At 74.2% G+C, this 25,414-nt stretch carries 23 protein-coding genes and 1 tRNA gene; 8 read left to right on the top strand and 16 right to left on the bottom strand.

Annotated elements, in window-relative coordinates; all coding sequences use genetic code 11:
* The first annotated feature begins 387 nt into the window (after nt 1-387).
* Nucleotides 388-822, top strand: a complete 435-nt coding sequence (locus JD79_RS09310; protein WP_110007580.1) for a pilus assembly protein TadG-related protein — start codon at nt 388-390, stop codon at nt 820-822.
* An 82-nt stretch (nt 823-904) separates the two neighbouring features.
* Here JD79_RS09310 and JD79_RS09305 read toward each other — a convergent pair.
* Nucleotides 905-986, bottom strand: a tRNA-Tyr gene (locus tag JD79_RS09305).
* Between the two features lie 89 nt (nt 987-1,075).
* Here JD79_RS09305 and JD79_RS09300 point away from each other — a divergent pair.
* Complete coding sequence (locus JD79_RS09300; protein ID WP_110005289.1) at nt 1,076-1,567, top strand: YajQ family cyclic di-GMP-binding protein; 492 nt, start codon at nt 1,076-1,078, stop codon at nt 1,565-1,567.
* A 723-nt stretch (nt 1,568-2,290) separates the two neighbouring features.
* On the opposite strand, the gene JD79_RS09295 is transcribed toward JD79_RS09300, so the two are convergent.
* Nucleotides 2,291-3,067, bottom strand: coding sequence for a Crp/Fnr family transcriptional regulator (locus tag JD79_RS09295; RefSeq protein WP_170149166.1), 777 nt, complete (start codon nt 3,065-3,067; stop codon nt 2,291-2,293).
* Nucleotides 3,068-3,090: 23 nt separating this feature from the next.
* On the bottom strand, nt 3,091-3,741 hold the full coding sequence (locus JD79_RS09290; RefSeq protein WP_110005287.1) for a chemotaxis protein CheB: 651 nt from the start codon (nt 3,739-3,741) through the stop codon (nt 3,091-3,093).
* Nucleotides 3,742-3,919: 178 nt separating this feature from the next.
* On the opposite strand from JD79_RS09290, the gene JD79_RS09285 reads away from it, so the two are divergent.
* From JD79_RS09285 to JD79_RS09275, 3 genes are all read left to right on the top strand, one after another.
* Nucleotides 3,920-4,207, top strand: coding sequence for a hypothetical protein (locus tag JD79_RS09285; protein WP_110005286.1), 288 nt, complete (start codon nt 3,920-3,922; stop codon nt 4,205-4,207).
* A 500-nt stretch (nt 4,208-4,707) separates the two neighbouring features.
* Nucleotides 4,708-5,739: a chemotaxis protein CheB gene (locus JD79_RS09280; protein WP_211307917.1), complete on the top strand. Its 1,032-nt coding sequence runs from the start codon at nt 4,708-4,710 to the stop codon at nt 5,737-5,739.
* A 3-nt stretch (nt 5,740-5,742) separates the two neighbouring features.
* Nucleotides 5,743-7,689: a CheR family methyltransferase gene (locus tag JD79_RS09275; protein WP_211307916.1), complete on the top strand. Its 1,947-nt coding sequence runs from the start codon at nt 5,743-5,745 to the stop codon at nt 7,687-7,689.
* Nucleotides 7,690-7,718: 29 nt separating this feature from the next.
* Here JD79_RS09275 and JD79_RS09270 read toward each other — a convergent pair whose 3' ends face one another.
* The 3 genes from JD79_RS09270 to JD79_RS09260 form a co-directional block, all read right to left on the bottom strand.
* Nucleotides 7,719-9,101, bottom strand: a complete 1,383-nt coding sequence (locus JD79_RS09270) for an ANTAR domain-containing protein (RefSeq protein ID WP_110005285.1) — start codon at nt 9,099-9,101, stop codon at nt 7,719-7,721.
* Nucleotides 9,098-9,505: a hypothetical protein gene (locus tag JD79_RS09265; protein WP_146220418.1), complete on the bottom strand. Its 408-nt coding sequence runs from the start codon at nt 9,503-9,505 to the stop codon at nt 9,098-9,100. Before JD79_RS09265 ends, JD79_RS09270 begins: the two co-directional genes overlap by 4 nt.
* 297 nt (nt 9,506-9,802) lie before the next feature.
* Nucleotides 9,803-10,660 (bottom strand): M48 family metalloprotease, encoded by an 858-nt coding sequence (locus JD79_RS09260; RefSeq protein ID WP_245899973.1) that lies wholly within the window; start codon nt 10,658-10,660, stop codon nt 9,803-9,805.
* Between the two features lie 223 nt (nt 10,661-10,883).
* On the opposite strand from JD79_RS09260, the gene JD79_RS09255 reads away from it, so the two are divergent.
* Nucleotides 10,884-12,827: a 2-oxoacid:acceptor oxidoreductase subunit alpha gene (locus JD79_RS09255; protein WP_110005282.1), complete on the top strand. Its 1,944-nt coding sequence runs from the start codon at nt 10,884-10,886 to the stop codon at nt 12,825-12,827.
* Nucleotides 12,824-13,936, top strand: a complete 1,113-nt coding sequence (locus JD79_RS09250) for a 2-oxoacid:ferredoxin oxidoreductase subunit beta (protein ID WP_110005281.1) — start codon at nt 12,824-12,826, stop codon at nt 13,934-13,936. The genes JD79_RS09255 and JD79_RS09250 overlap by 4 nt, the downstream gene beginning before the upstream one ends.
* 10 nt (nt 13,937-13,946) lie before the next feature.
* Here the strand turns inward: JD79_RS09250 and pdxR are convergent, their stop codons facing one another.
* Nucleotides 13,947-15,362 carry a MocR-like pyridoxine biosynthesis transcription factor PdxR gene (gene pdxR, locus JD79_RS09245; protein ID WP_110007577.1) on the bottom strand — a complete coding sequence of 472 codons (1,416 nt, stop codon included), beginning with the start codon at nt 15,360-15,362 and terminating at the stop codon, nt 13,947-13,949.
* Nucleotides 15,363-15,454: 92 nt separating this feature from the next.
* Between pdxR and JD79_RS09240 the strand changes: the two genes are divergently transcribed.
* Nucleotides 15,455-16,114 (top strand): pyridoxamine 5'-phosphate oxidase family protein, encoded by a 660-nt coding sequence (locus JD79_RS09240; RefSeq protein WP_110005280.1) that lies wholly within the window; start codon nt 15,455-15,457, stop codon nt 16,112-16,114.
* An 84-nt stretch (nt 16,115-16,198) separates the two neighbouring features.
* Here JD79_RS09240 and JD79_RS09235 read toward each other — a convergent pair whose 3' ends face one another.
* The 9 genes from JD79_RS09235 to nuoI form a co-directional block, all read right to left on the bottom strand.
* A complete protein-coding gene (locus JD79_RS09235; RefSeq protein WP_110007576.1) occupies nt 16,199-17,380 on the bottom strand; it encodes a PQQ-dependent sugar dehydrogenase in 1,182 nt (393 codons plus the stop codon).
* A 126-nt stretch (nt 17,381-17,506) separates the two neighbouring features.
* Nucleotides 17,507-18,565 (bottom strand): polyprenyl synthetase family protein, encoded by a 1,059-nt coding sequence (locus tag JD79_RS09230; RefSeq protein WP_110005279.1) that lies wholly within the window; start codon nt 18,563-18,565, stop codon nt 17,507-17,509.
* Nucleotides 18,565-20,112 carry an NADH-quinone oxidoreductase subunit NuoN gene (gene nuoN / locus JD79_RS09225; RefSeq protein ID WP_110005278.1) on the bottom strand — a complete coding sequence of 516 codons (1,548 nt, stop codon included), beginning with the start codon at nt 20,110-20,112 and terminating at the stop codon, nt 18,565-18,567. The genes JD79_RS09230 and nuoN overlap by 1 nt, the downstream gene beginning before the upstream one ends.
* A complete protein-coding gene (locus JD79_RS24235) occupies nt 20,112-20,246 on the bottom strand; it encodes a hypothetical protein (RefSeq protein WP_281270291.1) in 135 nt (44 codons plus the stop codon). Before JD79_RS24235 ends, nuoN begins: the two co-directional genes overlap by 1 nt.
* Nucleotides 20,204-21,745: an NADH-quinone oxidoreductase subunit M gene (locus JD79_RS09220; RefSeq protein ID WP_245899972.1), complete on the bottom strand. Its 1,542-nt coding sequence runs from the start codon at nt 21,743-21,745 to the stop codon at nt 20,204-20,206. Before JD79_RS09220 ends, JD79_RS24235 begins: the two co-directional genes overlap by 43 nt.
* A gap of 46 nt (nt 21,746-21,791) precedes the next feature.
* The gene (gene nuoL / locus JD79_RS09215; protein WP_110005277.1) at nt 21,792-23,696 is read right to left on the bottom strand and encodes an NADH-quinone oxidoreductase subunit L; all 1,905 of its coding nucleotides are present in this window, start codon (nt 23,694-23,696) and stop codon (nt 21,792-21,794) included.
* 17 nt (nt 23,697-23,713) lie between these two features.
* Complete coding sequence (gene nuoK, locus JD79_RS09210) at nt 23,714-24,013, bottom strand: NADH-quinone oxidoreductase subunit NuoK (RefSeq protein WP_110005276.1); 300 nt, start codon at nt 24,011-24,013, stop codon at nt 23,714-23,716.
* A complete protein-coding gene (locus JD79_RS09205; protein WP_110005275.1) occupies nt 24,010-24,813 on the bottom strand; it encodes an NADH-quinone oxidoreductase subunit J in 804 nt (267 codons plus the stop codon). Before JD79_RS09205 ends, nuoK begins: the two co-directional genes overlap by 4 nt.
* Nucleotides 24,810-25,412 (bottom strand): NADH-quinone oxidoreductase subunit NuoI, encoded by a 603-nt coding sequence (gene nuoI, locus JD79_RS09200; RefSeq protein ID WP_281270290.1) that lies wholly within the window; start codon nt 25,410-25,412, stop codon nt 24,810-24,812. The genes JD79_RS09205 and nuoI overlap by 4 nt, the downstream gene beginning before the upstream one ends.
* Nucleotides 25,413-25,414: the final 2 nt, after the last annotated feature.

Raw genomic sequence — 25,414 nt, 5'->3', positions numbered from 1 at the left:
TCCAGCGGTTGCCCCGGCTCCAGCGGTTGCCCCGGCTCCAGCGGTTGCCACGGCTCCAGCGGTTGCCACGGACGGACTCGGTCGAGGACATGGTGGTGCTCATGACGCCTCCTCAGGCATGAATGGACAGCTCTCGAGTGCGGCTGTCACCCAGGCGCGGGGGCAGAGCGTCGTTCGGATACGGACCGCGCCCGGAACCCTCTTGCCCTCACCCTGGCGAGGCAAGCACGCAGGATCACGATGGGGTGACGACCCGTCATGTCCTCACGCTGAGTGGCGGATGGTCAGCCAGTTGTCACCGCCACGGGTGACACCTGGGGCGGGTGGGGTCGACCGATCCTGTGGACCGTGGTCCGCGGCCGCGCGCCGCTCCCTACGCTGCGCGCCGTGCGGGGTGCGGAGGCAGCGGTGCGGGAGCGTGGCTCGGCGCTGCCATTCGTCCTCGTCTGCTGGCTGGTCGCGGCGACCATGGCCCTGGGTGCCGTCGCCGCGTCCGACGCCTTCCTGGAGCAGCAGGACCTGCAGGCGGTGTGCGACGGCGCCGCCCTGGCCGCGGCCAACCGGACCGACGAGGGACGGGTCTACGCCACCGGCGTGGGCGCGGCCCTCCCGCTGACCACCGAGACGGCCCGGGCCGCCGTCGCCGACTCCCTCGCCGACGGCGTGACGCCCCTGGACGCCTGGACGGCGGAGACCGACGGCACGGAGGTGACGGTGCGCTGCTCGCGGTCGGTGGAGATCGCCTTCGGCTGGCTGTTCCTGGGCGGCCGGCCCCTGGAGGTCACCGCGGTGGCCGGCGCGCGGGCGCCGACGCTGGGCTGAGGCCCCGGACGCCGACGTCGGGCCGCGTCCCCGAGCGCAGAGCGGCCCCCGACCTGCCGGTCGGGGGCCGCTGCCGTGGGTGTGGCGGGTGAAGGATTCGAACCTTCGTAGGCTAAGCCGACGGATTTACAGTCCGCTCCCATTGGCCACTCGGGCAACCCGCCGTGGTGCCACGGGGAGAAGGGTACAAGACGGGCCGGCGACGGCCCGACGGGTCCCGCGGCGGGTTCCCCGCGCGGGAGGAGGAGCAGACATGGCCGACTCGTCCTTCGACGTCGTGAGCAAGGTCGACCGACAGGAGATCGACAACGCGCTGAACCAGGCGGGCAAGGAGCTCTCGCAGCGCTTCGACTTCCGCGGGACCAACGCGAGCATCACCTGGGCCGGCGAGGACGGCGTCCTCCTGCAGGCCGACACCGAGGAGCGGGTCACCGCCGCCCTCGACGTCTTCAAGGACAAGCTGGTCAAGCGCGGGATCTCGCTCAAGGCCCTCGACGCCGACGAGCCGCAGGCCTCGGGCAAGGCCTACAAGCTCTCGGCGCGGATCAAGCAGGGCATCGAGTCCGACGTGGCCAGGAAGATCGCGAAGATCATCCGCGACGAGGGTCCCAAGGGCGTCCAGGCGCAGATCCAGGGCGACCAGCTCCGGGTGAGCGGCAAGAAGCGCGACGACCTGCAGGCCGTCCAGCAGCTGCTGCGGGCCCAGGACCTCGACGTCGCCCTGCAGTTCGACAACTACCGCTGAGCTGACGCCCATCCCCAGGTCAGCGGCGCGCTGGTCCCGCTCGATCCGCAGAGGGTCCGCAGGAGCGCGAGTCGTGGCCGCCATCAGCCCGGCGGCTGCGGCCCGCGTGCGGTCCGTCCCCGTGCGCGGAGGCCTCCCCAGTCGAGGCGGCACGGCGGCGGTCGGGTGGCGCGACGTCGTGATCGTCGATCTCGGTTGCGCGCATCGCCCAGACGTGACCGCCCGGCAGGGAGAGTGCTCCGCCACGCCCGTCAGGCGTCCGCTCCGACGCCACGACGGCGAGGCAGCAGGTGCCTGGTCGGCCGGACCCGGCACGACCGGCAGAGGCGCCGGGTCCTCCTCTGCCCACCCTCGCCCGGACAACGGGTTCGAGCCCACTGCGCGGCTACCGGTCATGCCCTTGACGGCTCGCCACAGGACCGCCCCCGCGCCTGTCCGGCCGACTCGGACCCACGGGCCCGCATCGCCACGCGACTGGTCCGACGAACTCCCGCGCCGCTGGTGCACGAGGTGTGTGCGCCGTGGATGGACGGTTCCCGAGGGGTGCTCAGGTGCCGGCCGGCCGGCCGAAGGGTGGCGGAGCGAGGGAGGGGTGCGGTCCCGCCCTCGACCTGCGGGCACGTGCTCGGTGGGTGAGCCGTCCCCTGACGCGACGGGGGACCCTCTCGTGGGCGGGCAGCCGGATCCCGGAGGACTCGTGGGGCCGCTTGCCGCACTCGGGCATCAGGTGGCCGGCGCCCTGGTCAGGCGCTGGAACTGTTCCTGGACGATGTCGTAGCAGGCGCACGCGGCTCGGTGGAGTGCGTCGGCGTCGAGGACGGTGATGACCCCGCGGGTGTACCGGATCGTGCCGGCTGCCTGCAGGACGCTCGCGGTCAGGGAGACGGTCCCCCGGCGGACGCCGAGCATCTGCGCGAGGAACTCCTGGGTCAGGGGGAACTGGTCGGCGCCGACCCGGTCACGGGTCTGCAGGAGCCACCGCGCGCAGCGCTCCTCGGTCCTGTGCGCGCGGTTGCAGGCGACGTTCTGGGCCAGCAGGACCATCGTCGCCTGCGTGTAACGGTGCAACGACTGGTGCAACGCGCCGTCGGACGCCAGGAAGCGGCGGAGCCCGGCAGCCGAGAGCCGCAACGCCCGCCCCGGGACCTGACAGAAGGCGTCGTTCGGACCGGTGGCCACGCCGAGGAAGACGGGGAGACCCGACATCCCCTCGTAGCCGATGGTGGCGACCTCGACCTGGTCTCCTCCCCCGGCCGAGGCCATGAGGGACAGAACGCAGTCCAGTGGGAAGTGCAGGTCCTTGATGGGTTCATCCCGGGTCAGCACCTGGTCGTGGAGCGCGAGGTCCACCAGCTCGAGCTCGGGCAGCAGCCGCTGCAGTTCGGCGTCCGGCAGGCCTGCCAGGAGGAGGTTGCGCCGGGAGTCCGGAGCGGAGGGCGCGGTCGGTGCGGCGGTGCGGCGGCCGTCCCCGTCCGGTGCTCTCCCGTGATCGGCGTCCACGGGCGCTCCTCCGGGTCCTGTCGTCATGCGGAGGCCCCGCTCACGGCGCCGAGGCGTGCCCAGGGCGCGACCGGGACGGCCAACAGCTCGGCGGCACCGGGCGCCATCGTGTAGGCGACGAGCGCCGGGGCGATGCAGGAGAGCGGCAGGGCGTGTTCCACGCAGCCGGTGGCCAGCGCGGCGCTCGGCATCCCTGGGGACTCCGCCTCCTCGGGATCCTGCACCAGGACGCGGCCGCCGGCTCGCCGCACCGCCCGCACCCCCGCGGCACCGTCGTCCAGACGTCCGGTCAGGACCACCGCGAGCACCCGCGGTCCGAAGGCGGCGGCCGCCGAGACCAGCAGGTCGTCGGTGGAGCGGTTCGGCGCGGCAGGCGCCAGCGTCACGGTGCCGTCGCCGCTCAACCGTGCGGACTGCTGCGCGGGCAGCACCGTGACGCCGGGCCGGAGCACGCCGTCCGTGGCGGGACGCACGGGGAGCCGGGAACGCACCCTGAGCAGTGCGGTCAGCAGGTCCGGCGTGGCAGGACGCCGGTGCTGCACCACGAGGACCGGCGCGGGGAACGCGGCCGGCAGCGCCGGAACGACCGCCTGGAGGGCTCGGACACCCCCGGCGGACGCCGCGACGACGACCACGTCGAACCCGTCGGGGAGGGCGGACGACTGCGGCTCCACCCGCCGTACGGTACGCCAATGTCAGACACCTGACAGAGACGCGCGACGGGTCGGCCACCGGCTCGACGGCCTGCCGATCCCGCTGCCGGGCAGTAACCTGTGCGGCACGTCGGGGCTGTCTGGTCCATCCCGGGATCGGGCGGGTTCCAGCCCCCGCGGTCCGCGGAGACGGGGAGCCATGACCCAGGTGCCGGGTGCAGCCTCACCTCTGCAGATCGCCTTCGGTCTCCTCGGTCTGTCGACCCACGACGTGTGGCTCCGCTACCTGGCGCTCGGCGGACAGGCCGACGAGGTGTCGGTGGCGGCGCAGATCCACGGCTTCCTCGACCTCCCGCCCGGTGAGTACAACGTCCTGGCGCACACACTCAACGAGGAGCTGGACGAGCTCGCCGAGGCGTACAGGTCGGCCAGGGTGCCGCTCCAGCAGAGGGCGGTGTGGGAGGGGCCACGCCGGGACGCCCAGTGACGATGCCTGCAGTGACGGGCCGCGAGTCGCCGGGCGTCGAGCAGGCACCGCCGCCCCTGGACGTCGCAGGAGGAGACGTCGGCGACGTCGATGGACCAGTGCGGCGAGCACGAGTGGGTCGGTGCCGCGACGGCCTCGTCCAGCCGGCAGACGCCCAGGCGCTCGAGCTCCCCCCTGCACGGTGACGGTGCCGGCGGAGAGGTCGATCGACAGGAGGAGCGGCGGTGCCGGTGGCTCGGGCGCTCGCACAGCGGGGAGGTCGGGCGTCGGCTCCACGGGATGGACCCGGGAACCGATCCGGACACGTGTCCGGATGTCCCCGCTGACCGAGCGGGCTGCCCGGGCCGGAGCTCCGACCCGCGACGAGGTCGACACCGATCGGCGTGTCGGCGCCGGTCGGGGACGGGGTGACCGCCCCGCGCGGGCCGTGCGGGGCTACGGTTCCTGCACGCCTTGCTGGTGCCCCGGCTGGAGCGCACCGAGGTGAGGGGAGGAGTGCCGTGACCGTCGCGCGCAGGGACCTGGTCGTGGTCGGCGCCTCGGCGGGCGGGGTGGAGTCACTGCGCCAGATGCTCGGCAGCTTCCCGCCCGACCTCCCGGCCGCCGTCCTGGTCGTCCTGCACCTTCCCACCAACGCCCGCAGCGCACTCCCGGCGATCCTGGACCGGGTCTGCGCTCTCCCCGTCCGGCCCGCGGTGGACGGTGACCCGCTGCAGCCGGGGACGGTGTTGGTGGCCAGCCCCGACCGGCACCTGATGGTGAGCGATGGTCACGTCCTGCTGTCCCGGGGGCCGCGCGAGAACGGCCACCGACCGGCCGTCGACGTCCTCTTCCGCTCGGCGGCCCGCGCAGCCGGTCGCCGGGTGATCGCCGTGGTGCTCTCCGGCGCGCTGGACGACGGCACCGCGGGGATGATCGCCGTCCGGGCGCGGGGCGGGATCGGCGTGGCGCAGGACCCCGACGAGGCCCTCTACCCCGGCATGCCGCAGCACGCCGTCGAGATCGCGGGCGCGGACCACGTGGTACCGGTGGAGAAGATGGGGCCTCTGCTGGCGGAGCTGCTGGCCGAGGACGTCGGCCAGGTGGACGAACCCCCGCCCAGCGAGCTGATGGACACGGAGACGGCGATGGCCCACCTGGACCGCGAAGCGCTCGACGCCGACGACCGGCCCGGCAGGCCGTCCGGGTTCGGCTGCCCCACCTGCCACGGAGCCCTGTTCTCGATCACCGAGGGCGGGATGGAGCGGTACCGCTGCCGCGTCGGACACGCGTGGTCGCCCGAGGCGCTCGCGGTCGAGCAGTCGCAGGCGCTGGAGAGCGCGCTGTGGATGGCCCTGCGCGGGTTGGAGGAGCGCGCCACGCTCAGCCTGCGCATGGGGGAGCGCGCGGAACAGCGCGGTCACCTCATCAGCGCGCAGGCCTTCCGCCAGCGGCACGACGAGGCGCTGCACGCGGCCGGGCTGTTGCGCCGGCTGCTGGAGCAGGGCGAGCTCAACGGTGAGGGGCTCCCCGGCGACGCACAGGGAGCCTGATCGGTGAGCGCGCAGGACGACGCCCCCCTGGAGAGCCGGCTGCCGCTCGACGCCGAGGACCCGGACGCCGCCCCCGCCGACGAGGACGTGCCCGAGGAGGTGACCGGGGCAGCGGAGATGCCCGATCCGGCCTTCGAGTCGCTCCTGGTCTTCCTCCGCGAGCGCCGCGGCTTCGACTTCACGGGCTACAAGCGGCCCAGCCTCATGCGACGGGTGCGACGCCGGATGGCGGAGGTCGGCATGGCGTCCACGGCCGACTACCAGGACTACCTCGAGGTGCACCCCGACGAGTTCACCCCGCTGTTCAACACCGTCCTGATCAACGTGACGAGCTTCTTCCGCGACCGGCCCGCCTGGGAGCACCTGCGGGAGCGGCTGCTGCCACCGCTCATCGCGGCGGCCGGGCCCACCATCCGGGTCTGGAGTGCCGGATCGGCGTCAGGACAGGAGGCCTACAGCCTCGCCATCCTGCTGGCCGAGGCGCTCGGCGCCGAGCAGTTCCGGCAGCGCGTGAAGATCTATGCGACCGACGTCGACGAGGAAGCGCTGGCGCAGGCCCGGCTGGCGGTCTTCACCGAACGCGAGCTGGCCGGCCTGACGGCGGCGCAGGTCGAGGAGTACTTCCAGCCCGACGGCTCGCGGTTCGCGTTCCGCAAGGACCTGCGGCGGTCGGTGATCTTCGGTCGCAACGACCTCGTGCAGGACGCGCCGATCTCACACGTCGACCTCCTCCTGTGCCGCAACACCCTCATGTACTTCAACGCCGAGACGCAGAGCCGCATCCTGAGCCGGCTGCACTTCGCGCTCAACCCGGAGGGGCTGCTGTTCCTCGGCAAGGCCGAGATGCTGCTCTCACACGGGCAGCTGTTCGCCCCGGTCGACCTCAGCCGCCGCTTCTTCCGCAAGCGGGACGCCCAGCCGGCGGTCGAGCGGCGGACCGCCCCCGCCATCCCGCGGGGAGGTCTCGGGGTCGGGGAGGGGGAGCTGTCCCGGCTGCGGCGGGAGGCGATGCTCGCCGCGCCGACGGCCCAGCTCGCCCTCGATGCCGACGGGCGCCTGGCCATGGTGAACCGGCAGGCCGAGCGGCTGCTCGGGGTCGACGGCCGCGACGTCGGACGGCCCATCCAGGACCTGGAGGTCTCCTACCGGCCGGTGGAGCTGCGGACCGCGCTCACCGAGGCGCACGCCAACAGGTCACCGGTACAGAACCGGGCGGTCGAGCGCCGCCGGCCCGGTCAGGAGCCCGACGTCTTCGACGTCCAGGTGATCCCGCTCTACCGCGAGGACGGCACCTTCCTGGGGACGACGGTCACCTTCGAGGACGTCACCCAGTACAGCCGGCTGCGCCAGGAGCTCGAGTACGCCAACCGCCAACTCGAGACCGCCTACGAGGAACTGCAGTCCACCAACGAGGAACTGGAGACCACCAACGAGGAGCTCCAGTCGACGGTCGAGGAACTGGAGACGACGAACGAGGAGCTCCAGTCGACCAACGAGGAACTGGAGACGATGAACGAGGAGCTCCAGTCGATGAACGACGAGCTCCACTCCACCAACGAGGAGCTGCGCACCACCACCGACGAGGTCGGCGCCCTCAACCGGTTCATGGCCGGTGTGCTCGGCAGCTTCCGCGTCGGCGTCGTGGTCGTGGATCCCGAGATGCGGGTCCTCGCCTGGAACGACGCAGCTGAGGACCTCTGGGGCATCCGGTCCGACGAGGCCCGTGGGCAGTTCCTCCTGAGCCTCGACATCGGCCTCCCGGTCGTCGAGCTCCAGCCGCTGCTGCGGCGCCAGGTCGCCGGGGAGGGGGAGCCGCACGAGACGCTCGAGCTGGACGCGGTCAACCGGCGCGGCCGCCGGGTGCGCGTCCGTGTGACCGTCAGCGCCTTCCAGCACGTGCCCGGCGAGCGGGGCGGCGCGGTGGTGCTGATGGACCCCGCCGACGCCTGACCCCCTGCGGGGCTCGTCGCACGGAGCGGTCAGTCGGCCGCCAGCACGCCGTCGACGTGCCCCCCGACGACGAGCACAGCGAGGTCACGCACCTTCACGTTGTGCCGGTTGCTCAGGGCCACCAGTCGGGCGAAGGCGTCATCGGCATCGACGCCGAGCCGTCCCATGAGGATGCCCTTGGCCTGGTCGATGACCGCGCGGGACCCGAGGGCCCGTTCGAGGTTGACCGCGAGCTGCTGCATGGCCTCGCGCTCCGCGACGTTCTGCAGGACCCCCGCCACGGCGGCGGCCACGAGCTCGCCGATGCGCCGACCGGCCGGCCCGAAGGCGGCCGTCCGCCCGGAGTAGACGTTGATGGCGCCCGAGGTCGCGCCGTCCTCGTGCAGCGGAACGGCGAGGACGCTGCGGACCGGACCGGCGCCGACGAGCGGGGCCAGGGCCGGCCAGCGCAGATCGGCGGCCACGTCGTCGGTGACCACCACCGAACCGAGCCGGTAGGCGTCCCAGCAGGGGCCCTGGGCGGCCTGCACCTGCCGACCGTCGAACGACTGCGCCTGCGGTGAGTCGCTGCCCAGCCGCTGCGGGTCCCGCGGACTGCCCAGCGTGATGCTGACCCAGTCCGCGGCGGGCACCGCGCCCCTGATCAGCGCGGCCATCCGGCCGAGCAGCCGCTGCCGGTCGCCCTCCGAGACGGGCAGCGCGGACAGCTCGGTGAGCGCCGTGGCCAGCCCGATGACCTGCGCCGTGGAGATCCGCTCAGCGGCCTCTTCGCCGGCGTCGACCTCGACACTCGGCGGAACGGCCCGCTCCTCGCGGTCGTCGGGGGCTCCGTCGACGACCACCTCCTCCGGGATCAGCACCCACTGCACGCGTACCGCCGACGCGCGGTGGTCGGCGGACTCCGTGAAGCCGAACAGATGGGCCCGCAGCGGCGCCCGCCGCCGCGGGTGCACGGTCACGGTGAGCGTCTGGTCGACCGCCGTTCCGGAGCTCAGCTCGCGCAGCGCGGACCGGAACGGCCGGACGTCCTCCGGCGCCAGGAAGACGCTCAACGGCTTGCCCCGCAGCCGCTGGAGCGCGGTCCCGAGGTGCACCGCCAGCGCCGGGTTCGCCTCGTGGAGCATGCCGTTGCCGTCGGTGAGGAAGATCCCCAGGGGGAGCAGCGCTGTCATCTGCCCCCGCCAGCGGCGCTCCGCGGCATGCTGGAGGAGCAGCTGGGTGATCTGCTCCTGCTGGACCCGCATCTCCTCTTCGGCGACGCGCAGCTCCTCGTGCGCCACCTGGACGTCGGCCAGCTGGGCCAGCAGGTGGTCGGGCCCTCGTTCGGCCGGCGGAGGGACACGCAGCAGGTCGGGGACGACGCCGATGTCCGGGCCGGGGCTCTCGTCCGGTCGCGCTGCGTCGGCGCTCACGTGCCCGCCTCGGCGGGGGTGGCACCGTCGTGGCCGGTCCAGTCCGTCCGCTCCCTGTCGAGGGCCGCCTCGTCGTGATCGGCCTGGGCATCCCGCCGGTGGCGCTCGGCCTGCCGTTCGTGCTCGACGACGTCCCCGAGCCCCCGACGGGCGGCCTGCTCGTGGACCTGGGCGGCCCGCTCGTGACTGCGTGCCGCCCGCTCGTGCCCGGCCACCGCCCGGCGCAGGGAGTCCTCAGCGCGTCGCTGTGCCTCCTCCGCATGCCGACGGGCGCTCCGGAGGTCACCCACCTCCGACCGCCGGTCCGTGGCCAGCCGCGTGAGCCGCTCGGCGATCTCGTGCGTGCGTCGGCTCGCGGACTCGGCCCGCTCGGCCGCTTCCATGCCGGCGTCGTGCGGTTCCATGCCAGCCACCTCCTCGGCGGAAGCCCACCGGAAGCACACCACGTCGACATGCCCGACGCCACTGCGCCGACGCGCCTCGAGAGCCGATGCCACGAGCGTCCACGGACGCCAGCCGCGCCGGGCAGCCGCGGACGGCCACCCACCTCGACAGAGCCTGACGCCGTCCGCTCGGAGACGGGCGTGCTGACCGGTTCCTCGGGCCTGCCTGCACCGTCCTCCCGATGACTGTCGGTCGAGGTCGCGACCGGGCATCGGGGCCTCGCCGCAGCCGGTACGCGTGAGGGCGGCCCGGGCCGGTCAGCCGCGGCCGGCCTCGTCGGCCATGCGCTCCAGGCGGGCGATCCGCTCGGCCATGGGCGGGTGCGTGGCGAACAGCGCCGCGAGCCCGGTGGCGCGCACGGGCGGGGCGATCATCAGGTGCCCCTGGGCCACCAGCCGGTCCTCCGGGGGCAGGGGCCGCGCGGCGGCGCCCGCGGAGATCCGGCGGAGGGCGCTGGCGAGGGCCTGCGGGTCGCCGCACAGCCGGGCGCCGTCGGCGTCGGCCTCGTACTCCCGGCCGCGGCTGACCGCCAGGTGGACCATCCCCGCGGCCAGGGGGCCGAGCACCACCAGCAGCAGCGTCCCGAGCACGCCGGCCCCCTCCCGGTCCTCGTCGGGCCGCCCGCCGAACAGCGTGGCGAACGTGGCCAGGGAGGCCAGGGCGGTGACGACGCCGGCCAGGGCGCCGGCGAGGCAGCTGACGAGGACGTCGCGGTTGCGCACGTGCGCGAGCTCGTGGGCCAGCACCGCGCGCAGCTCGCGGCGGTCGAGCAGCTCGAGGACCCCCTGGGTGCAGCAGAGTGCGGCGCGGCGGGGCGAGCGCCCGGTGGCGAAGGCGTTGGGCTGGTCGGTGGGGCTCACGTACAGGCGCGGCATGGGCTGGCGGGCCTGCGTGGCCAGCTCGCGGACCACCGCGTAGAGGCCCGGCGCCTGGGTCTCGGTGACCGGGAAGGCCCGCATCGCGCGCAGCGCCAGGCGGTCGGAGCCGTACCAGGCCCAGCCGTCGATCCCGAGCACGACGACGAGGGCGACGAGCAGCCCGCCGCGGCCGCCGACCACGGCACCGGCGGCGAGGGCGAGGCCGGCCACGGACCCCAGCAGGAGCGCGGTGCGCACCCCGTTCCCCCATCGCCGCACCCTCCGAGAACGGAGCGACCGCGACCGCCGTTCCCCGGCGCCGGCTGCGACGCCGGTCACGGACGGTCCCGGTCCGGAAGAGGCTCCCGCCGCCCGTCGTTGTGCCCGGCAGTCCCCCCGTGCAGGCCCCGTCCGTGGTCCGCGTCACGTGACCCGCCGCGACACCGCCCCGTAACCTGGGCGGTTGGAGGTAACACGCCCGATGACTGCTCTCGAACCGTCCACCACGCCCGGCAGCTCGGCCCCCGGTGGGCTCGTCAAGAGCGTCGTCGAGCTCGACCGCGTCGTCATCCGCCTCGCCGGTGACTCCGGCGACGGCATGCAGCTGACCGGCAACCGCTTCACCAGCGAGACCGCGTCCTTCGGCAACGACCTGTCGACGCTGCCCAACTTCCCCGCCGAGATCCGGGCGCCGACGGGGACCCTGCCCGGCGTCAGCTCCTTCCAGCTGCACTTCGCCGACCACGACATCATGACGCCGGGCGACGCCCCGGACGTGCTGGTCGCCATGAACCCCGCGGCGCTCAAGGCCAACCTCGCCGACCTCCCCGGCGGTGGCCTGGTCATCGTCGACAGCGACGAGTTCACCCCGCGCAACCTGGCCAAGGTCGGCTACGCCACCAACCCGCTCGAGGACGGTTCGCTCGAGGGCTGGCAGGTCGTCAGCGTGGGGCTGACCAGCATGACGCTCGAGGCGCTCAAGGACTCCGGGCTCGGCAAGAAGGAGGCCGAGCGGAGCAAGAACATGTTCACCCTCGGCCTGCTGAGCTGGATGTACCACCGGCCCACCGAGGGCACCGTCCGCTTCCTCGAGCGCCAGTTCCGCCGCAAGCCCGAGATCGCCGCGGCCAACATCGCGGCCTTCCGCGCCGGCTACAACTACGGCGAGACGACCGAGGCCTTCGCCGTCTCCTACGAGATCAAGCCCGCCCCGATGACGCCGGGCCGCTACCGCAACATCTCCGGCAACCAGGCGCTCGCCCTCGGGCTGGTGGCCGCCGGCCAGCGGTCGGGCCTGCCGGTGTTCCTCGGCGCCTACCCGATCACGCCGGCGTCGGACATCCTCCACGAGCTGTCCCGGCACAAGGCCTTCGGCGTCCGGACCTTCCAGGCCGAGGACGAGATCGCCGGCATCGGCGCGGCGCTCGGCGCCTCCTTCGGCGGCGCCCTGGGCGTCACGACGACGTCGGGCCCCGGCGTCTCGCTGAAGTCCGAGGCGCTGGGCCTCGCGGTGATGACCGAGCTGCCGCTGGTCGTCGTCGACGTGCAGCGCGGCGGCCCCTCCACCGGCCTGCCGACCAAGACCGAGCAGTCGGACCTGCTGCAGGCGATGTTCGGCCGCAACGGCGAGGCGCCGCTGCCGGTCATCGCGCCCCGCTCCCCCGGCGACTGCTTCGACGCGGCGCTGGAGGCGGCCCGGATCGCGCTCAAGTACCGGACGCCGGTCATGCTGCTGTCCGACGGCTACCTGGCCAACGGCGCCGAGCCGTGGGCCGTCCCGGCCGTCGACGAGCTGCCCGACCTGCGGGTGGAGTTCGCCACCGAGCCCAACGGCGCGACCGCCGACGGGACGCCGGAGTTCCTCCCCTACCTGCGCGACCCCGAGACGCTGGCCCGCCCGTGGGCCGTCCCGGGCACCGCGGGGATGCAGCACCGCATCGGCGGGCTGGAGAAGGCCGACAAGTCCGGGAACATCTCCTACGACCCGGCCAACCACGACCTCATGACCCGGCTGCGCCAGGCCAAGGTCGACGGCATCGCGGCCGACATCCCGGCCACCGACGTCGACGACCCCACGGGGAACGCCCGGGTCGCCGTCATCGGGTGGGGCTCCACCTACGGGCCGATCGGCGCCGCCTGCCGGCAGATCCGCAACTCCGGCCGCGAGGTCGCCCAGATCCACCTGCGGCACGTGAACCCGATGCCGGCCGACCTCGGTGAGGTCCTGAGCCGGTACGACCGGGTCGTGTGCCCCGAGATGAACATGGGGCAGCTCGCGCTGCTCCTGCGCGCGAAGTACCTCGTCGACGTCCAAAGCCACACCCAGGTGCGCGGGCTGCCCTTCCGGGCCGCCGAGCTCGCCGCGGTGGTCCAGGACGTCATCGACTCCACCGCTCCCACCGCTGCCACCGGAGGCACGAAGTGACCACCTCCCCGCACGTGCACGACCTCGGCATGCCGGGGACGCCGATCGACGCCAACATCCAGCAGGCGATCGCGGACTCCGTGGCCACCCAGGGCGAGAAGCAGACGGCCCTCAAGGCCAAGGACATGAAGACCGACCAGGAGGTGCGCTGGTGCCCCGGCTGCGGTGACTACGTCATCCTCAACGCCGTCCAGAGCTTCCTGCCCTCGCTCGGGATCGCCCGCGAGGACATGGTCATCGTCTCGGGCATCGGGTGCTCCTCGCGCTTCCCGTACTACATGAACACCTACGGGATGCACTCGATCCACGGCCGCGCCCCGGCCATCGCCACCGGCCTGGCCGCCTCCCGGCCGGACCTGTCGGTGTGGGTCGTCACCGGTGACGGCGACGCGCTGTCGATCGGCGGCAACCACCTGATCCACGCGCTGCGCCGCAACGTGAACATGACGATCCTGCTGTTCAACAACCGGATCTACGGGCTGACCAAGGGCCAGTACTCCCCCACGTCCGAGGTCGGCAAGGTCACCAAGTCCACGCCGATGGGCTCGCTGGACCACCCGTTCAACCCGGTGTCGCTGGCCATCGGCGCCGACGCCACCTTCGTGGGCCGGGCCATGGACTCCGACCGCAAGGGCCTCACCGAGGTGCTGCGGCAGGCCGCCGAGCACCAGGGCACCGCGCTGGTGGAGATCTACCAGAACTGCAACATCTTCAACGACGGCGCCTTCGACCTGCTCAAGGACCCGGCCACCGGCCCGATGTGGACGATCCCCCTGGTCCACGGCGAGCCGCTGGTGTTCGGCCCGGGCGGCGCCTCGTGCGTGGTGCGCGGGGAGTTCGGCGGGCTGCGGATCGCCGAGACCAACCAGGTCGACGCGAGCGAGATCGTCGTGCACGACGCGACCCGCGAGGACCCGTCCTACGCGTTCGCGCTGTCGCGGCTGTCGAGCCAGGACCTGCGCTACACGCCGATGGGCGTCTTCCGGTCGGTGCGCAAGCCCACCTACGACCGGATGATGCTCGACCAGCTCGAGGAGGCCCGCACCGAGGGCGCCGGCGACCTCGACGCGCTGCTGGCCGGCAACGACACCTGGACCGTGTCGGCCTAGTCGTCCCGGCTCAGCCGCCCCGGCCCGACCCGGCCCGTCTCCCCTCCGGGGAGGCGGGCCGGTCGCCGTTCCGGAGGACGCCGGCCAGGACGGGCAGCGCGCGGGCGAGGTCGGCGCGGGCCGGGGCGGCGAAGCCGAGCACCAGGCCGGCGGCCGTGTCGTGCGGTCCGGGGCCGGTGCGGTGCCGGGCGAGCCCGTCGACGGCGAGCCCGCGGCCGGCCGCCGCGGTGACCACCGCCTCCTCGGCCGCTGGGCCGCTCAGCGGGACGAGGACGTGCGCCCCCGCGGAGTCCCCGTCCACCGCGACGCCCGCCCGGGCCAGCTCCTCCACCACCAGTGCGCGCCGCTCGGCCAGCTCCCGGCGCAGCCGCCGCAGGTGCCGGGCCAGGTCCCCCGAGGCGGCGAGCGCCGCGAGCACCCGCTGGCCCGCGCGGCCGGGCCGGGTGCCGGTGGCGGTCCGGGCCGCCACGAGGTCGGCGCGCAGGTCCGGCGGCGCCACCAGCCAGCCGGTGCCGAGCGTCGGGCTGAGGACCTTGCTGCTGGTGCCCAGGTGCACCACGACGTCGGGTCCGAGCGCGGCCAGCAGCGGCAGCGGCGCGACGTCGTAGCGCAGCTCGCCGTCGTAGTCGTCCTCGAGCACCCACCAGCCCTCGGCGCGCGCCCGGGCGACCAGCGCCACCCGCCGCGCCGCCGGCATCCGCCGGCCCAGCGGCCACTGGTGCGCCGGCGTGCAGTACACCGCGGCCAGCCCCTCCGGGACGGCGTCGACCACCAGGCCGTCGTCGTCGACCGGGCAGGGCACCACCCCGACCCCGGCGGCGCGCAGCGCCCCGGCCGCCCGCTGGTAGCCCGGGTCCTCGACGCCGACCCGGCTCCCCGGCGGGAGCAGGCGGGCGATCTCGGCCACCGCGGCCGACGTGCCGCCGGTGGCGAGCACCGCCGACGGCTCGACCGGGAGCCCGCGGTGCCGCAGCAGGTGCCCGGTGACCGCGGCCTGGAACCCCGGGTCGGCGGCGGCCTCGGGCCCGGCGTCGGGGGGCAGGTCGCCGGCGGCCCGCCAGGCCCGGCGCCAGGCCGCCCGGTCGAGCACCTCCAGGCAGGGCGAGCCGGCCCGCAGGTCGACCACCGACGGGAGCGGCGGCCGGGCCTGCTGACGGCGCACGGGCGTCACGGGTCCCGCCGGGGCGGCCCCGACGACGAAGGTGCCCGCACCCCGGCGGCCGGCGGCCCAGCCCTCGGCCACGAGCTGGTCGTAGGCGGCCGCGGTCACCGTGCGGCTGACGCGCAGGGCGGCGGCGAGCTCGCGGGTGGAGGGCAACCGGTCGCCGGGGCGCAGGACCCCGCCCGCGGCCGCGGTGCGCAGGGCGTCGGCGAGCTGGACGGCCAGGGGCCGGGCGGCGGCGCGGTCGAGGACGACCGGGGGCATGTCCACGCGCGGCCTCCGCTCCTCGAGTGGCCTGGTGGAACGGCAGCGTACTGGCCCTTCCGGGAGGCCAGTCGCCGTCGCAGGCTGGGTGCGTGAGCACGACGACCCCGCTGTCCCCCACCCCCCGCAGCACCGTCCGCCGCCTCGGCGACCGCGGCCGCACCGACCGGGCCGACCTCTACGCCGTCCTCGACGCCGGCCTGGTCGGCCACCTCGGCATCGTCCTCGGTGGCGCGCCGGTCGTGCTGCCCACCGGCTACGGCCGCGACGGCGACACGGTGTACCTGCACGGGTCCACGGGCGCGGCCACGCTGCGCGCCGCGGCCGCCGGGGCGCCGGTCTGCTTCACCGTCACCCACCTCGACGGGATCGTCTACGCCCGCTCGGCGTTCCACCACTCGATGAACTACCGCAGCGCCGTCGTCCACGGGGCCGCGCGGGTGGTCACCGATCCCGCGGAGCGGCTGCGCGGCCTGGAGGCCCTCACCGAGCACCTGGCGCCGGGCTCGTGGACGGCCACCCGGCAGCCCGACCGCAAGGAGCTCGCCGCCACGGCGCTGCTGGCCCTCGACCTCACCGAGGCCAGTGTCAAGGTGCGCACCGGCCCGCCCGGCGACGACGAGGCCGACCTCGCCTCCCCGGTGTGGGCGGGCGTCCTCCCCCTGCGCACCGTCGTCGGCGAGCCCGAGCCCTGCCCGCTGCTGCCCGAGGACGTCCCCGTCCCCGACCGGGTGCTCGGCCGACGGGTCTGACGCGACGACACCGTCGGCCTGCGCGGAGCCGCTCCGTCGCGCCTGCGCGGACCCCCTCCGGGGCCCCCTCGGTGCGACAGCGCGCTACACGGGCGTGACCCGCAGCAGGACGTCGTCGCCGCCGCCGTTGTCGGTGGTCACGTAGAGCGCGCCGTCGGTGCCGAGCCGCGGCGTCCGGATCCGGCCGTGGGTGTCCTCCAGCTCCGGCACGCGGAACTGCTCGACCAGCTGCCCGGCGTCGTCGAGGCGCAGCGCCAGCAGCCCGGTGTCCTTGAGCACCCCGACGAGCAGGACGCCGTCGTAGCCGCCCCACCCGGGGCCGCTGACGAAGTCCGCGCCGCTGGTGGCGATCGTCGGGTCCCCGGAGGACCAGACCGCCGGGACGGCGCCGGGCAGGCCGAGGTCGGTCATCGGGACGCTCTCGTCGTAGGCGCCGCCGTCGCCGTCGGGGTCGTAGCCGTAGTTCCCGCCCGGCACCGACAGGTCCACCTCGTCGTCGCGGTCGGTGCCCTGCTCGACGGTGAAGACCTGCCCGCTGCCGGGGCGGACGGCGATCCCCTGCACGTTGCGGTGCCCGTAGCTCAGCAGCAGGCGGGTCACCGGGTCGGGGTCGTCGGCGAACGGGTTACCCGGTGCGGGGCCGCCGGTGGCGGCGTCGACGCGGAGGACCTTGCCGGCCAGGGTGCCGCGGTCCTGCGGGTTGCTGCCGACGGCGTTGTCGCCGGTGCCCACGAGCAGCGCGCCGTCGGGGGCGAAGCGCACGCGGCAGCCGCCGTGCCGGCCGGAGCGCTCGTTGACCGGGATGTCCCCGACCAGCGGGTCTGCCACGCGGGTGGCGCGGGTCCAGTCGTCGTCGACGGTCCAGGCGATGACCTGGATCTCCGCGCCGCCGTCCTCCTCGACGCCCTGGCAGGTGTACAGCCTCCGGTTGTCCGCGAAGGCGGGGTCGAGGGTCAGCCCCATGAGGCCGGTCTCGCCGTCGGCGAAGAGGTCACCGAGGTCGGCGTCGAGCTCACGGGCGGTGCCGTCGGGCAGGACGGCGGTGAGGCCCCCGCCGCGCTCGTCGACCACCAGGGTGCCGTCCGGTGCCTGCGCGACGTCCCAGGGGTGGTCCAGCCCGTCGAGGACGGTCTCCACCCGCAGCGCGGGCAGCGCGGCCGCCGTCGTCGCGGCGCCGTCGGGGACGTCGGTGGCCCCCTTGTCCTCCTGGCCGCCGGGCAGGTCCCCGGGACCGCTCCCGGAGCAGCCGGTCAGCAGGAGGGCCACGGCCAGCACGCCCCCCGTGCAGGGGCCCGCCGCGAACCTCGACCGGCCCTGCTGCCGGGTCCCGCCGCGAGCCTGCGGGTGGCGGGGGGCAGGAGGGTCCTTCCCGGGGGGCACGGGGGTCCGTCGTCAGCTGGTGCGGGTGACCACGTAGTCGCACAGCGCCGACAGCGCCTCGCGCACCTCGCCGGCGGGGACCGCGGACAGCGAGGCCCGCGCGCGGTCGGCGTAGTCGCGCAGCACCGCGCCGGCGCGCTCGAGCGCGGCGGACTCCCGCAGCAGCGCCAGGCCCTCGGCGTGCTCGCCGTCGTCGGACAGCGGGCGGGCGACCAGCTCGCGCAGCCGCGCGTCGGCGGGGTCGTCACCGGCCAGGGCGATGAGGGCCGGGAGGGTGGCGATGCCCTCGCGCAGGTCGGTGCCGGGCGCCTTCCCCGAGGCGCCGTCCCGGCTGACGATGTCGAGCAGGTCGTCGGAGAGCTGGAACGCGACGCCGACCTCCTCGCCGAAGCGGGTCAGCGCGGTCACCAGCTCCGGCGCCACCCCGGCGAAGCGGGCGCCGAAGCGGGCCGAGGTGGCCACCAGGGAGCCGGTCTTGTCGGCCAGCACCTCGAGGTAGTGCGCCACGCGGTCCTCGCCGTCGCGCGCGCCGACCGTCTCGCGGATCTGGCCGGTGACCAGCCGCTCGAACGTGCGGGCCTGGATGCGCACCGCCTCGGGCCCGAGGTCGGCCAGCAGGTCCGAGGCGCGGGCGAAGAGGAAGTCGCCGGTGAGGATGGCGACGCTGTTGGTCCACCGGCTGTTGGCGCTCGGCGCCCCGCGGCGGACGGCCGCCTCGTCCATGACGTCGTCGTGGTACAGCGTGGCCAGGTGGGTGAGCTCGCAGACGACGGCGGCCTGCACGACCTCCGGCGCGCGGGCGTCGCCGAGGTGGGCGGCCAGCAGGGCGAGCATCGGCCGGAAGCGCTTGCCGCCGGCGGCCATGAGGTGGCCGGCGGCCTCGGAGACGAACGGGTGCTCGCTGGCCACCGCGGTGGCCAGCGCGGCCTCGACGTCGGCCAGGCCCCGGGCGAGGGAGTCGCCGAGGCCCCCGCCCGGGAGCCAGGGGCCCATGGTGGAGGCGGGGGTCGAGATGCGGTGCCAGACCTCGACCGGGGCGATCCCGTCGACGGCGGCACGGGGTCCGGTCATCAACCGACGAAGATAGCCGCCTGATCGGCCAGACCGAGCACCGCCCCGGGCACGATCCCGAGCACGAGCGTGGCCGCCGCGGTCACCGCCAGGACGACCGTCGTGGGCAGACCGGGCACGCCGACGGTGGGCCCGTCGGCGGCCGGCTCGGAGAAGTACATGAGCACGATGACCCGCAGGTAGAAGAACGCCGCCACCGCGCTGGCCAGCAGGGCGACCAGCGCCAGGGGCCAGGCGCCGTCCTCGATCGCGGCCCGGAAGACGGCGAACTTGCCGGTGAAGCCGCTGGTGAGCGGGATCCCGGCGAGCGCGAGCAGGAACAGGCTCATGACCGCCGCGGTGATCGGCGAGCGCTGCGCCAGGCCGGCCCACTGCGACAGGTGCGTGGCCTCGCCGTCGCCGCTGCGCACGAGGGTGAGGACGGCGAAGGCGCCGAGCGTGGTCAGCCCGTACACCAGCAGGTAGAAGAGGACGGCCGGCAGGCCCGACCCGGCCGCGTCGCCACCGCCCGGGTACCCGAGGACGCCGGTGAGCAGGAAACCGGCGTGCGCCACCGACGAGTAGGCGAGCATCCGCTTGAGGTCGGTCTGGGTGAGCCCGAGGACGGCGCCGACGACCATCGAGACGATCGCCACGCCGTAGACCAGCGGCCGCCAGGTCCACTCCTCGGTGCCGAAGGCGACGTAGAGGAGCCGCAGGATCGCCCCGAACGCGGCGACCTTCGTGCAGGCGGCCATGAACGCCGTCACGGGGGTGGGCGCGCCCTGGTAGACGTCGGGCGTCCAGGTGTGGAACGGCGCGACGCTGGCCTTGAACAGCAGGCCCACGACCAGCAGCGCCAGGCCGAGGACGGCCAGGGTGCCGCTGCCGTCGCCGGACACCGACTCGCGGACGTCGGAGAGCCGGACGCTGCCGGTGGCGCCGTAGACCAGCGCCAGGCCGTAGAGGAAGAACGCCGAGGCGAAGGCGCCCAGCAGGAAGTACTTGACCGCCGCCTCCTGCGACAGCAGGCGGCGCCGCCGCGCCAGGCCGCTGATCAGGTACAGCGGCAGGCTGAGCACCTCGAGCGCGACGAACATGACCAGCAGGTCGTTGGCCGTGACGAACAGCATCATGCCGCCGATGGCGAACGTGGCCAGCGGGTAGACCTCGGTCTGCACCCGCTGCACGGTGAGCAGCTCGCGGTCGCGGACGCTGCCGGCCGGCACGGCGGCGGAGACGACGAACGCCGAGCGGGCGGGGTCGAGGTTGCGCTCGGCGAACAACAGGATCGACAGCGCCCCGAGGGCGGCGATCGTGGCCTGCAGGAACAGCCCGGCGCCGTCGACGGCGAGCGCGCCGCCGGCCGTCACCTCGCGGGTGCCCGACAGCAGCAGCGTGGCGACCAGCCCGCCCACGGTGCCGACGAGCGCGACGGCGACCTGCACGGGGTGCCGGCTCTCGCGCGGACCGAAGGCCTCGACGAGCACGCCGGCGCACGCGGCGCCGAAGACGAACAGCAGCGGGGCGAGCGCGGCCAGCGACAGGTCGGGGGCCTCGATCGTCATCAGTCGGTCCCCTCGGGGGTCGCGGTGGTCCCGGCCGGGTCGGCGCCGACGTCGCTCATGGTGGCGGCGACCGCCGGCTCGATCAGCCGGATCAGCGGCTGCGGGTAGACGCCCAGCGCGATGACCAGCGCCACCAGCGGGGCGACGACGGCCAGCTCGCGGCGGGACAGGTCGCGCAGCCGCGACGTCGTCCGGGCCGGGGCCGGGGCCGCCGCGGTGAGCGTGGCGGTGGCGCCGTGCGCGCCCCGGGCGTCGGGACGGCGTCGGCGGCCGGCTCGTCGGCGGCCGGGAACAGCACGCCGCGCCGCGGGCCGTGCATCGTGCGTTGGTAGAGCAGCAGGACGTAGAGCGCGGCCAGGATGATCCCGACGGTGGCCAGGACCGTGAACACCGGCCGGGTCGGGAACGAGCCGACGAGCACCAGGAACTCGCTGACGAAGCTGTTGGTGCCCGGCAGCGCGAGCGAGGCGAGCCCCGCCACCAGGAAGACGCCGGCCAGCTTGGGCGCGGCGGACGCGACGCCGCCGTAGTCGCCGACCAGCCGCGAGCCGCCGCGGGCGATGAGCATCCCGACCACGAGGAACAGCAGGCCGGTGGCGATGCCGTGGTTGACCATGTACAGCACCGCGCCGGTGCCGGCCTCGGTGGTGAACGCGAAGACGCCGAGGGCGATGAAGCCGAAGTGCGCGATCGAGGTGTAGGACACCAGCCGCTTCATGTCGGTCTGCCCCATCGCCAGGAGGGCGGCGTAGAGGATCCCGGCGACGGCGAGCACGAGGACCAGCGGGGCGAACTCCCGCGACGCGTCGGGGAACAGCGGCAGGCAGTAGCGCAGGAAGCCGAAGGTGCCGACCTTGTCGAGGACGCCGACGAGCAGCACCGCCCCGCCGATGGGGGCCTCGGCACCGGCGTCGGGCAGCCAGGTGTGCAGCGGCACCAGCGGCGCCTTGATCGCGAAGGCGACGAAGAAGCCGAGGAACAGCAGCCGCTGGGCGGCAGGGTCGATGTCGAGCTGGCGCAGCGACTCGAAGGCGAACGTCCCGTCGCCGGCGGCCTCGCTGACCACGTAGAGGCCGATGACGGCGGCGAGCATGACCAGCCCGCCGAGCAGGCTGTAGAGGAAGAACTTCACCGCCGCGTACTGCCGGCGCGGGCCGCCGAAGCTGCCCACGATGAAGTACATCGGGACGAGCATCGCCTCGAAGAAGACGTAGAAGAGGAAGACGTCGGTGGCGGCGAAGACGCCGACCATGCAGGCCTCGAGCAGCAGCAGCCAGGCGAAGAAGGTGCGCATCGACCGGCGGGCGGGGGCCTCGTCCTCCCACGAGGCGAGCACGACCACCGGCACCAGCACGCCGACCAGCAACAGCATGACCAGGGCGATGCCGTCGACGCCGAGCGCGAAGTCGACGCCGAAGCCCTCGATCCACGGCACCGACGACGTCAGCTGGAACCGGTCGCCGTCGGGGTCGAAGGCGACCGTGGCCAGCACCGCCAGCAGCAGCACCACGAGGCTGACCCCGAGGGCGAGCTGCCGGGCCAGCGCGGTGCGCTCGCGGGGCAGGGCGGCGACGACGGCGGCGCCCACCGCGGGCACCGCCAGCATCGCGACCAGGAGCAGGGAGTCGCTCACGCCGTCGTCCTCTCCTGGTTGCGGGTGGTCGTGTGCAGGGCCGCGCTCACCCGGCCGTCACCGCCAGCAGCGCCCCGGCCACCACGACCGCGCCGCCGAGCATCCCGAGCGCGTAGGACCGGACGAAGCCGGTCTGCGCCCGGCCCAGCCGTGACGACGAGCCGCCGAGGGTGGCGGCCAGGCCGTTGACCGCGCCGTCGACGCCGCGGTTGTCGACCCAGACCAGCGCCCGGGTGAGCCACTGGCCGGGCCGCATGAACAGCGACTCGTTGACCGCGTCGGCGTACAGCGACCGGCGGGCCGCCCGGACCACCGGCGAGACGCGGGCCGGGGCGACCTCGGGGACCTCGCGGCGGCCGACGAACAGCCACGCGGCGAGCACGCCCACGGCCATCACCGCGGTGACGACGACCCCGACGACGGCCGGTGCCACCACGTGCTCGGCCTCCTCGGGGGCGCCGAACACCGGGGCCAGCCACTCGTCGAGCGGGAACAGGACGACGAGCAGGAACCCGGCGGCGACCGATCCGATCGAGAGCACGACCATCGGCGCGGTCATCACCGACGGCGACTCGTGCGGGTGCACGCCGGGCGTCCACCGCGGCCGGCCGAGGAAGGTCATGATCATGAGCCGGGTCATGTAGAAGGCGGTGAGCCCGGCACCGACGACGGCGACCGCGCCCAGCAGCCAGCCGGACCAGCCGCCGCGGTCCAGCGCCGCCTCGATGATCGCGTCCTTGGTCCAGTAGCCGGACAGGAACGGGAAGCCGATCAGTGCGAGGTAGCCCAGGCCGAAGGTGACGAAGGTGACCGGCAGCTTCCGGGCCAGCCCGCCGAAGCGCCGCATGTCCACCTGGTCGTCCATGGCGTGCATGACCGACCCGGCGCCGAGGAACAGCCCGGCCTTGAAGAAGCCGTGGGTGAGCAGGTGCGCGATCGCGGCGGCGTAGCCGACCGGGCCGAGACCCACGGCCAGGAACATGTAGCCGATCTGGCTGACGGTGGAGTAGGCCAGCACCTTCTTGATGTCGTCGTACGCGCAGCCCACGACCGCCCCGTAGAGGAGCGTGACCGCGCCGACGGCGAGGACGACGGTGCGCGCCGTGGGCGTGAGGTCGTAGATGGGCGCCGAGCGGGCGATGAGGTAGACGCCGGCGGTGACCATCGTGGCGGCGTGGATGAGCGCCGAGACCGGCGTCGGGCCCTCCATCGCGTCGGGCAGCCACGCCTGCAGCGGGAACTGGCCGGACTTGCCGCACGCGCCGAGCAGGAGCAGCAGGCCGAGCGCCGTCAGCGTGCCGCCGGCCAGGGCGCCGACCCCGCCGAAGACGCCCTCGTAGGACACCGTCCCCAGCTGGGCGAACATCACGAAGATCGCCAGCGCCAGGCCGACGTCGCCGACGCGGTTCATGACGAATGCCTTCTTGGCCGCGGTGGCCGCGGCCGGGCGGTCGTGCCAGAACGCGATGAGCAGGTAGGACGCGAGGCCCACGCCCTCCCAGCCGACGTAGAGGGCCACGTAGTTGTCGCCGAGGACGAGCAGCAGCATCGCCGCGACGAAGAGGTTCAGGTAGGCGAAGAACCGGCGGCGCCGCGGGTCGTGCGCCATGTAGCCGATCGAGTAGACGTGGATGAGCGCGCCCACACCGGTGATCAGCAGCATGAAGGTGGCCGACAGCGGGTCGACCAGCAGGCCGGCCTGCACGTCGAGCTGCCCGGCCGAGAGGAAGGTGAACAGGTCGACGTCGACCGCGCGCCCGTCGACCCCGGCGAGCTGCACGGTGCACAGCAGCGCGACGGCGAACGCGACGACGACGGTCGCCGTCCCCAGCAGGTGCCCCCAGCGGTCGGTGCGCCGTCCGCCCAGCAGGAGGACCGCGGCACCGGCCAGCGGTAGTGCGATGACCAGCCACGAGGCCGACAGCAGGCCCTCGGCGGCGACGGTGTCCATGTGTGCCCCGGCTCCCGTCAGTACTTGAGCAGGTTGGCGTCGTCGACCGACGCCGACCGGCGGGTCCGGTAGATCGACATGATGATCGCGAGGCCGACGACGACCTCCGCGGCGGCGACGACCATGACGAAGAACGCCATGATCTGGCCGTCGACGGTGCCGGTGGCCCGGGCGAAGGTGACCAGCGTCAGGTTGACCGAGTTGAGCATCAGCTCGACGCACATGAAGACGACGATCGCGTTGCGCCGCACCAGCACGCCGACGGCACCGATGGTGAACAGGATCGCGGCCAGGACCAGGTAGTGGGTCAGGCTCACCGGTCACCGTCCACGACGCCGTCGGGGGTGCCCAGGGCGGCGTCGGGGCTGCCGAGCTGCCCGCGGCCGGTGGGGCGGGGCATCTGGTCGGGCTCCCGGGGCTCGATGCCGGTGGCCAGGCTGTCCTCGGCGGTGCGCCCGTCGGGGAGCAGCGCGCCGGTGGCCACGGAGTTGGCGCGCGCGAACACACCGGGGCCGGGCAGCGTCTGCGGCCGGTCGGTGAGGAAGCGGGCCCGCGAGAGCTCCTTCTGCGTCTGCCGGCTGCCGGGCTCGCGCTCGATGTGGGCGAGCACCATCGCGCCCACCGCGGCGGTGATCAGCAGCGCGCTGGTGACCTCGAAGGCGAGCAGGTAGCGGGTGAACAGCAGCTCGGCGATCGTGTCGATGTTGCCGGTGCCGCCCTGCTCGTCGGACAGGCCCGCGACCGCGGTGCCCTCCGTCGCGCGGGCGATCCCGGCGCCGACGAGCCCGGCGAACCCGACGCCGAGGACCGTGGCCGCCACCCGCTGGCCGCGCAGCGTCTCGACCACCGAGTCGGAGGAGTCGCGCCCGACCAGCATGAGCACGAAGAGGAACAGGATCATGATCGCGCCGGTGTACACGATGATCTGCACCGCGCCGAGGAAGGGCGCGGACTGGACGACGTAGAAGACGCCCAGCGCGAGCATCGTGGTGACCAGCCACAGCGCCGAGTGGACGGCGTTGCGGCTGAACACCATCCCCAGCGCCCCGGCCAGCGCGACCGGCCCGAGGATCCAGAAGGCGACGGCCTCGCCGGTGCCGATGACGACCTCGGTCATGCCTGCTCCACCGTGACCGGCTCGGCCGCCGACCCCTGCTGCGGGTCGCGCACGTAGTACGCCTTGTCGTCGTCGCCGAGCCGCATGGCGTGCGGCGGCGCCTCCATGCCGGGCAGCAGCGGGGCCATGAGCTGTTCCTTGGTGTAGATCAGGTCCTGCCGGTTGTCGTCGGCCAGCTCGAAGTCGTTGCTCATCGTCAGCGAGCGGGTCGGGCAGGCCTCGATGCACAGCCCGCAGAAGATGCAGCGCAGGTAGTTGATCTGGTAGACGCGCCCGTACCGCTCGCCGGGGCTGTAGCGGGCGTCCTCGGTGTTGTCGCCGCCCTCGACGTAGATGGCGTCCGCGGGGCAGGCCCAGGCGCACAGCTCGCAGCCGATGCACTTCTCCAGCCCGTCGGGGTGCCGGTTGAGCACGTGCCGGCCGTGGTAGCGCGGCTTGGTGACCTTGGGCGTCTCGGGGTACTGCTCGGTGGTCACCTTCTTGAACATCTGCGCGAAGGTGACGCCGAAGCCCTGACCGGGCGCCGGCAGCAGGCTGCGCCGGGGCGCGGGTGCGCCGCCGTCGCGGCCGGCCCGCTCGACCTCGCCACCCGACGCCACAC

It is taken from the genome of Geodermatophilus normandii, from assembly GCF_003182485.1.
In the GTDB taxonomy this organism is placed as follows: Bacteria; Actinomycetota; Actinomycetes; order Mycobacteriales; family Geodermatophilaceae; genus Geodermatophilus; species Geodermatophilus normandii.
Note: the sequence above shows the minus strand (reverse complement) of the source record. Positions and strands in the feature narration are given on the sequence as shown.